Raw genomic sequence first — 8,837 nt, 5'->3', positions numbered from 1 at the left:
CAACTGCTTCGTATGTCACCAACACGTTATCGCGTTAGCAACTTTTATAATATATCACATTCTGTCGAACTATGCAAGCTTTTTATCAAAACCATTTTTTTCTTCAATCGCTTGCTTTGTTCATTCGATATGTCCGCCTTTTTATCGGCCGGAATTAGAATATAACACATATGTTGTTCTATATGCAAGACATTTATTAAAAATAATTTCTGCGAATGCCTCGAGCCTTCATAAACTCCTCGTCGACGATAACATCCACATCTCTGACGTGCTTTTTCCTTCATATATAAGAGCCAAAGTGTCCGCCTCATTTCCGTACAATGCCCACAGCAGCCTCCCTCCGCTTCAACGTACTTCACGATTTAAAGGACAGCAATAGCCCTGCAAGACAGCGTACGAACGAATCTCGAACCTCTACAACAAGAAGAAATCCGCCAGCGTAAACACGACAATAATCATGCTGATCACCTGATTCAGATTATAGGACGCCAGCTTCATCCGCTTCCGGCTGGATGGCTTCACAATCTGATGCTCGGCAGCAAGAAGCACCGCAGCTAATACGATCCCGATCACATACAGCCAGCCCAATCCTTCAATATAGTACAGCAGCATGAGCAGCATCACCATGATCCCATGCAGACCCTTCGCCCAGCGCAATGCCCGCTCCACCCCAAATATACTGGGAACACTCCACAGCCTCGCCTTTCGATCGAACTCCACATCCTGTGTCGCATAGATGATATCGAAGCCCGCAATCCATAACATCACTACCGTGCCGAGCACGAATGGCGTGAACGCGACCGTACCTGTAACCGCAAACCAGGCTCCGACCGGCGCCGAAGCAATTGTAAACCCAAGAAACAGATGACACAGCCACGTAAACCGTTTGGTATAGGAATAAGAGCAGACCAGCAATATCGCCACCGGCGATAGCGCAAGACATAACGGATTCAGCATTCCGGCAGCGATAATGAACAGTACAAAATTTCCGATCACAAACCCATACACCTCGCGAGGGAGAAGGAGTTTTCTTGGCATGTGCCGCTCCGCGGTTCTCGGATTGGCCGCATCATACGGCAGATCCACGATCCGATTAAACGCATTGGCCCCGTTTCGGGCGGCCACGAGCGCAATGAGTGACCATAACATCACCCGTCCGGACGGGATGCCGCCAGCAGCCCAGATTAGCGAAATCAGCGCAAAGGGCAATGAAAATAACGTATGCGAGAACATCACCAGCTCCCCAAACAACCGAACCTTGGCCACCACCCGCTGAATTGATTGCACATATACCTGCATAGCCACTCCATCCCCTTTTGAAGTCTTTCATCGTTCTCTCGGTCATTCCATCGTAAACCCATTCCTTGAGGTCCAACCTGCATCAGTCCGAACCTCTCTAGCGCTCACGAAACCTTCTGAATCGCCAAAACAAAAACAGCTCATAAAAAATGCAACCCCTATCCCACATTACAGGGACTGGTAAGATTCAGCCGATACGTCAGCCAGTACACCATCAAGCGCTCCCAGCATGCCGTCAATATCGTCCGCAGAAATGATCAGCGCTGGTTGAAAAGCAAGCACATTCCGCTTCACACCATTTTTGCCGATAATATAGCCGCGGTCCTTCATCTGTTCCAACACGATATCCGTCATCTCCGCGTCTGTTCGTTCGCCGCATCCCTTCAGCTCAGCGCCAACCATCAGCCCTTTGCCCCGCACCTCAGCCACGATGTCTGGGTATTTCTTCTGCACAATGCACAGTCCGTTCATTAGCCGTTCCCCCAACACCATCGCCTGATCCACCAGCCCATGCCGCTCAATATAGTCCAGTACAGCCAGGGCAGTAGCAGAGGACACCGGATTGCCTCCAAACGTCGAAGCCGAAGGCCGGTTATAACTGGCCGCAATCTCATCCGTCATCGAAAAAGCGCCTATCGGCACCCCATTGCCAAGTGCCTTTGCCATCGTTATGATATCGGGCGTCACCTCATAATGCTCCATCGCAAACATCCGCCCAGTGCGCCCCATCCCGGTCTGGATTTCATCGGCAATGAGCAGAATGCCATGCGCCTCGAGCATCTTCTTCAGCTCCCGGTAATACCAGTCAGGCGGCTTGATGATGCCCCCATTGCCCTGAATCGGCTCCACGATCATCGCGGCGAATGTCTCCCCCTTGTCCGCCAGCACAGCGGCCAGCGCTTCAAGCGAGCGCCGGGCAGCCGCATTCGGCTCGAGCCCGTCGCACCACGGGCGGGGGATGAAGGTCGCCGTATCAGAATCAAGCCAGTCGTCAGCACGCCACATCGGAATGCCGGTTACGTTCATCGTCAGAAACGTGCGCCCATGCAGGCCGTACTCCAACGCCAGGAAATTTCGCCGTCCGGTATGCAGCCTTGCCGCCAGGAGCGCCCCTTCATTCGCCTCCGATCCGCTGTTGCAGAAGAATGTCCGACGCACTGCCCCGGGCAGAACATCCGCAAGTCGCTCGGCAAGCTCAACCATCGGCTGGGTCAAATAAATCGTAGACGTATGCTGCAGCCTCCGCAGCTGTTCGACCGTTCGCTCCGTAATCGCCTCATTGCAGTGACCGCAGGCCACAACCGATACCCCGGTGAAAAAATCAACATACCTGCGTCCCTCCTGATCGTACAAATACTGCATGCTGCCCCGAACAATATGCGGAGGATTGCTGTAGAAATGGGCGGTGCAAGGCAGCCCATACTTCTTCCGCCGCTCCACAATCGCCTCTGGTCCCATCATGGCTCCTGTAGGATCAAGCATGGCTTTCATCTCCTTTTTTCTCTATGTTGATCCATCTCTTCAACCATCCAACAATCACCCGGATCCCTACCATTTCATCATTCCGTCTGCTGGCGCCGGGCTTACCCGAACTGAAGCGCCCCCAGCGTATATCCGGCATACACCGGCTTCATCACCGCAAACTTGTCACCGCACAGCTCCAACTGCTCCAGTGCCTCACGGTACGTCCGCACCAATTCCCTCAGCTGATCTGTTGTATACGACTTGCCCTCAATTCGGAAATGACGCACACCTGCTTCATACAGTTCCTTCAAGAACGGCATGCCGCACAGCTCCTTCGACAACGCCAGATGATTGCGCCCGTCCTGATCACGGTATACCGGGTTTTCGCCCTTGTCGGTCATCAGAACGAGGTGCTTGTTGTCGACATATCGGTTGTCTTCCTGACCGATCGGCTCCATATACTCTGCGTTGGCATACAGGTCCAGGTCCAAATACATCACAATCGGGGAGCCATGAACAATCGCCTCGACCGGCAGCGGAGCGTGTTGAATCAGCTTAGCATAATCCTGCAGCGGCAGCTCCAGCGACGGCGTCATCCGAGCAGCACCAAATTGCTTTTGATATAACGAAGCCGCCATATAATTGTAGATATTCAGATTAAAGTCGGCGATCATCGGCAGTCCCAAATACCGCAGCCGCCGAAACGCGCCCAGATTCGATACCAGCAGACCATCGATGCCGTAGAAGCTGGACACCTTCCCCATCTCGAGAAAATGCTGATATCGGTCCAGCTGCAGCTCATTCATCATGCGAGGCATGCCGAGCACCAGTTCCGCATCACCTTTGATGGCCGCAAGCTCCTCAATCTCTTCTCTGCCAAAAGGCTGATCCGGCTGGAACACATCCCCCGCCAGATACACCACCTTCGCCCCTTCCTCCATAGCGGCACGCGCCTGCTGCACATTGTTCACATGAACCGTAAGGGCTGGAGATATTCCGGCCACGCCAGAATCCCGCTTGACCTGTCGCAGCGCTTCCTTCACTTCCTCCACTCTGTCGGCTTTTATCTCCCGTTCCGCTGTCGGCGTGCTGAACACCTTGCCTGTGCTGTAGAACTTCCCGGTTCCTTCATAACGGCGATTGACGAAATCAAGCCCCGGATTGCCAAACGCATAGGCCGTTGAGAAATCCCGCTTCCGGTTCTGGTGCAGCAGCTCCGCATCCTTGCGGCGGTCGAACCCAAGCGGATCGGCGATATAACGATCAATCCCATCCCCATAGCTGTTCACCAGCATCAGCAGAAAATCTTTGTCGCGCATGCGCCCTTCGATTTTGAAAGAGGTGATGCCCGCCTGAATCAGCTCGGGAATATGCTCGTACATATACATATCTTTAGCGGCCAGAGGGTATTCCGTCGGATAGACCTCTCCATCCTTCTTCACCCGATAGTCCCAGCGGCATGGCTTCATGCAGCGTCCGCGGCTCGAGCTGTTTCCGAACAGCAGCGCGCTGTAATAACAGTTGGCCCCATGAACCGTACACATATCACCATGGATAAAATATTCAAATTCCATCCCGCTCTTCGCCTGCAGCACCTCGCATGTTTTCAGATCCATCTCCCGCGAGGCCACGATCCGGCTGACGCCCATATCCCGAACCGCCTTGATCATATCCAGATTGTGAACGTTCATCATGACCGAGGAATGCACCGGGATCTTGGCATCATTCAACTGCTGAATCAGCGGAAACACGGCCATGTCCTGTGCGATGATCGCATCGGGCTGAACCTCGTTCAGAAAGGCAAAATACCGTTTCGCCTCGTCCAGATCCTCCTCGTTCAGCAGATTGTTAACGGTGATGTAAGCCCGCTTTCCCCGATCATGCGCCATCTGAACCGCCCTCGCGACCTCCTCATAAGTGAGATTGTAGCCTTTTCGCATCATGCGCATATTCAAGGACGGTCCGCCAAAATACACCGCATCACAATTGGCATCAATCACCTCGGTAAAAATGTCATAGGTGCCAGCAGGAGCCAACAATTCAACCTCTTTGCCGTTAAAATATCTTGCCATACGCCAATCCCCCTGTACTTATGCGTGAATTTGTTAATGATTGCCGACATCTCTTTGATTGTGAAATTAATCACATTAAAGTGGGCATGATTGCACTTGTGCCAGTCCATGCTCATCTGGCTGTCTCTACCGGTTCATACCACGGTTAACGCAACGCTCCTTGACGGCTTTACGATGGCGTCCCTTGCACCGTACGTTTGCCTCTCGTTCCCTCTCGTTCGCCACCCACTACGCTTGCGTCATATTTCGACATGCTTCCGCTAAATCCGTCAGCAATCCTCCCTCACGTCTACTCTACCAAATCTGCTCGGCTTCAAATGCAATATTCATCACACCTAGCCCTGGCCCTCGACCCTTACCACACCCTCGTTCAAAACCCGTTTCTTCTATAATAAGAAGTACGCCAATAAGAAAGATCTGCACGCTCCCGCTCACACGGGAAATAGAAAAAGCCCGCTGCAGTCTGTGCCGCCCTATTCGGCGAACAGCAATTGCAGCGGGCTTTGCTTTGTGAACCCTTAATAATGAACCCTTAATAACTCCATACTCGGAGGGCGCAAACGCGAGTTTTGTGTATGTTACTCTGCGCCCATGAAGGCATACCGTATGAGGATAATTACGAATAATATCCACATCAGCCAATGCACCTTCGCATTGATGCGTCCGGTCGCCTTACCGATTGCCGCCAGAATGACAAAGGAGATAATCCCTGCCGAGATCCCGTTCGCAATGCCGCCGGTGAACGGCATCAGCACGATTGTCAGGAATGCCGGGAACGCCTGGAAGAAATCGTCCCAATCGATTTTGCGAACCTGATTCATCATCAGCACGCCCACAACGACCAGCGCCGGAGCAGTCGCCGCCGATGGAACCACCAGCGCGATCGGAGCCAGGAACAGCGCCAGAATGAACAGTATACCGGTCGTTACTGCCGTCAGACCTGTGCGTCCGCCTTCAGCGACGCCCGCAGTACTTTCAACATAAGCTGTGATCGTACTTGTACCAAGGAATGCACCGGCGCTGACGCCGCCTGCATCAACGAGCATCGCTTTTCCAAGCTTCTTCTCGCCTTCTTCCTTGTTCTTCAGCAGCCCTGCGCGTCCCGCCGTTCCGACGAGCGTGCCAAATGTATCAAACAGCTCTACAAACGTAAAGATAAAGATCACTTCAAGAAGTCCAATGCCAATGGCACCCTTCAGATCCATCTGACCTACAGCCAGGTTCTCAAAAGAAGGGAACCAGCTTGCACCGTTCAGGCTGGACAGATCCGTAACGCCCATCGGAATCCCGATCAGCGTAGTCAGTACGATACCGATCAGCAAAGCGCCTTTCAGCTTCAGCACCATCATGACCGCAATCAAGAGCAGACCGATCAGGGCCAGCAGCGTATCCTTATGATCGATAAAATTGCCCATCCCCAGATTGAAAGCTCCGCCCGCAACAGGCTGGCTCACATCTGTCCCCGGATTGATCGAGACCGTCACCAGATTACCGAGCTTCAAACCGATGATCGTAATGAACAGACCAATACCGACCGTAATTGCAATTTTCAGGTTGTCCGGCACGGCTGTTAACAAGATCTGACGAATCTTCGTAACGGTCAGAATCAGGAATACGATACCGGATAGAAATACCGCACCAAGTGCAGCCTGCCACGTAATCGCCCCGTTCGAGCTTAGAACCACCGTCATGAAGTATGCGTTCAGACCCATACCAGGAGCCAGCGCGACCGGAATGTTAACAAACAGACCCATCACAATCGTCACCAGACCTGCGCCGACAGCGGTGGCGAAGAATACGCCTTCTGCCGGAATTCCTGCGCCCTCAGGGCCGAGGAACAGGTTGTTGACCAAGAGGATGTAGGCCATCGTCATGAAAGTCGTCAGGCCTGCAATCATCTCGGTTCTGACATTGGTCCCGTGTTCCTTTAACTTAAAGAAACGTTCCATTGTAGAGATATCCCCCTTAAAAGTATGTACGAATGAACACGATGTGAACGACAAACAACCCGGGTATATCCTAATTCCCCGGGTCCTCGCTGTAAGCACGGAAAAGGTACAGGTCGCCTGAACAAGATTGCTCTTCTCCAAAGCACAACCCTCTATCCTCATCCCTCTTCGTAGCCAGATCATTTACGGTGACCTCGTAGAAACTTCCGGGCCAATTCCCGGAATTATACGAATTGCTATTCCTATTGTCAGGCGTTCCCGCCATCATGTTCCATCAGTTTCACAAATCATATTGTAGGCATGTCCGTTCAGGTTGTCAATGAAAAAAACGAATATTAAATCTATTTTTACATTTTAATGTTCGTGATTTTTACAAAAGCTATTACTTCCAGTATTTCCAGCCTCCTGAGGAATATAAGCAGCCAACGCAAAAAGTGCGGCAGCGAAGGACTCGCTGCCGCACTACATCGGATTCAGATCAAACGTTCAAACCTTCGTTTTTCGTGGTCTTATTCCCACTCAATCGTTGCTGGTGGCTTGGACGTCACGTCATACACGATCCGGTTGACGTTCTCCACTTCGTTGACGATACGCACCGAAATCTTCTCCAGCACGTCCCACGGAATACGCGCCCAGTCGGCGGTCATGCCGTCGATGGAGGTTACGGCGCGGATGCCGACGGTGTAGGAATAGGTACGGGCATCCCCCATAACACCAACACTCTTCATGTTCGGCAGGGCGGTGAAGTACTGCCAGATCTCACGGTCAAGGCCAGCCTTTGCAATCTCTTCACGCAGGATGTAATCGGAGTCGCGCACAATTTGCAGCTTCTCCTCGGTAACCTCGCCCAGCACCCGAATCGCCAGACCCGGACCCGGGAATGGCTGACGGTGTACGATTTCGTCCGGCAAGCCGAGCTCTGCACCGACCTTGCGAACCTCATCCTTAAAGAGAGCCTTCAGCGGCTCGATCAGCTTAAACTTCATGTCCTCCGGCAGTCCGCCGACATTATGATGCGACTTGATCGTATGTGCCGTGTCCGTGCCGCTCTCCACAATGTCGGTGTACAGCGTGCCTTGTGCAAGGAAAGCAAAATCATCGAACTTGCTGGATTCCTCGTCAAACACATAAATGAACTCGTTGCCGATGATTTTCCGTTTTTTCTCCGGATCCTCCACGCCCTTAAGCTTGGACATAAAACGATCGCGCGCATCGATCTTAACGACCTTCATGTCGAACTTGCCGACAAAAGTGTCCATGACGCTCTCCGCCTCGCCTTTGCGGAGCAAACCGTGGTCGATAAACATACAGGTGAGCTGATCGCCAATCGCTTTATGAATCAGCATCGCCACGACGGAAGAATCGACACCGCCGCTAAGCGCACACAGCACCTTTTGCTCCCCGACCACTTCACGGATCTCGCGGACCTGGTCCTCGATGAAGGTTTCCATGCTCCAGTTGCCTTCGCATTGACACACTTCATACAGGAAGTTCTTGATCATCTCGTTACCTTGAACGGAATGGCGTACTTCCGGATGGAATTGCACCGCGTACATCTTCTTCTCTTCATTGCTCATCGCCGCGATTGGAGCAGATTCCGTACCGGCATCCAGCTTGAACCCTGTTGGCAGCGTGACGACATGGTCGCCGTGGCTCATCCATACTGTCTGCTTCAGCTCCAGCCCTTTGATCAGCGTTGTATCCGGCTTGAACTCCAGCTCGGCCTTGCCGTACTCGCGCTTGGACGCGCGCTCTACCTTGCCGTCCAGCTGCTGGGCCATCAGCTGCATACCATAGCAAATGCCGAAGATCGGCACGCCCAGATCATAGATCGCAGGATCGACATGCGGAGCATTCTCCGAATATACGCTGGATGGTCCGCCAGAGAATACGATTCCGCGAGGCGACATCGCTTTAATCTTCTCGACAGGCGTATTATATGGCAGCAGTTCGCTATATACGCCCAGATCACGAATGCGTCGTGCTATAAGTTGGTTGTACTGTCCACCGAAGTCCATAACTACGATGATTTCATTAGGCTTGTTCATTACCG

General features: G+C 52.5%; 5 protein-coding genes and 1 riboswitch. All 5 genes read right to left on the bottom strand.

The window, feature by feature from the left end; translation table 11 throughout:
- Positions 1–414: 414 nt before the first annotated feature.
- On the bottom strand, positions 415–1,299 hold the full coding sequence (locus CHH67_RS15240) for a UbiA-like polyprenyltransferase (protein ID WP_155618767.1): 885 nt from the start codon (positions 1,297–1,299) through the stop codon (positions 415–417).
- A 168-nt stretch (positions 1,300–1,467) separates the two neighbouring features.
- Complete coding sequence (locus CHH67_RS15235) at positions 1,468–2,781, bottom strand: aspartate aminotransferase family protein (protein ID WP_095266040.1); 1,314 nt, start codon at positions 2,779–2,781, stop codon at positions 1,468–1,470.
- 101 nt (positions 2,782–2,882) lie between these two features.
- Positions 2,883–4,835 carry a peptidase U32 family protein gene (locus CHH67_RS15230; RefSeq protein ID WP_095266039.1) on the bottom strand — a complete coding sequence of 651 codons (1,953 nt, stop codon included), beginning with the start codon at positions 4,833–4,835 and terminating at the stop codon, positions 2,883–2,885.
- 578 nt (positions 4,836–5,413) lie between these two features.
- The gene (locus CHH67_RS15225; protein ID WP_095266038.1) at positions 5,414–6,784 is read right to left on the bottom strand and encodes an NCS2 family permease; all 1,371 of its coding nucleotides are present in this window, start codon (positions 6,782–6,784) and stop codon (positions 5,414–5,416) included.
- 151 nt (positions 6,785–6,935) lie between these two features.
- A riboswitch (purine riboswitch) is annotated at positions 6,936–7,036 on the bottom strand.
- Between the two features lie 257 nt (positions 7,037–7,293).
- Positions 7,294–8,832 (bottom strand): glutamine-hydrolyzing GMP synthase, encoded by a 1,539-nt coding sequence (gene guaA / locus CHH67_RS15220; RefSeq protein ID WP_095266037.1) that lies wholly within the window; start codon positions 8,830–8,832, stop codon positions 7,294–7,296.
- Positions 8,833–8,837: the final 5 nt, after the last annotated feature.

It is taken from the genome of Paenibacillus campinasensis (assembly GCF_002272015.1).
Taxonomy (GTDB): domain Bacteria; phylum Bacillota; class Bacilli; order Paenibacillales; family Paenibacillaceae; genus Paenibacillus_AQ; species Paenibacillus_AQ campinasensis.
The sequence above is the reverse complement of the archived record's forward strand: the minus strand, read 5'-3'. Positions and strand labels throughout refer to the sequence as shown.

Bases quoted from the DNA above. Each gene is read 5' to 3' on its own strand.
- CHH67_RS15225 (WP_095266038.1), bottom strand. From the start codon at position 6,784: ATGGAACGTTTCTTTAAGTTAAAGGAACACGGGACCAATGTCAGAACC.
- CHH67_RS15230 (WP_095266039.1), bottom strand. From the start codon at position 4,835: ATGGCAAGATATTTTAACGGCAAAGAGGTTGAATTGTTGGCTCCTGCT.
- CHH67_RS15240 (WP_155618767.1), bottom strand. From the start codon at position 1,299: ATGCAGGTATATGTGCAATCAATTCAGCGGGTGGTGGCCAAGGTTCGG.
- guaA (WP_095266037.1), bottom strand. From the start codon at position 8,832: ATGAACAAGCCTAATGAAATCATCGTAGTTATGGACTTCGGTGGACAG.
- CHH67_RS15235 (WP_095266040.1), bottom strand. From the start codon at position 2,781: ATGCTTGATCCTACAGGAGCCATGATGGGACCAGAGGCGATTGTGGAG.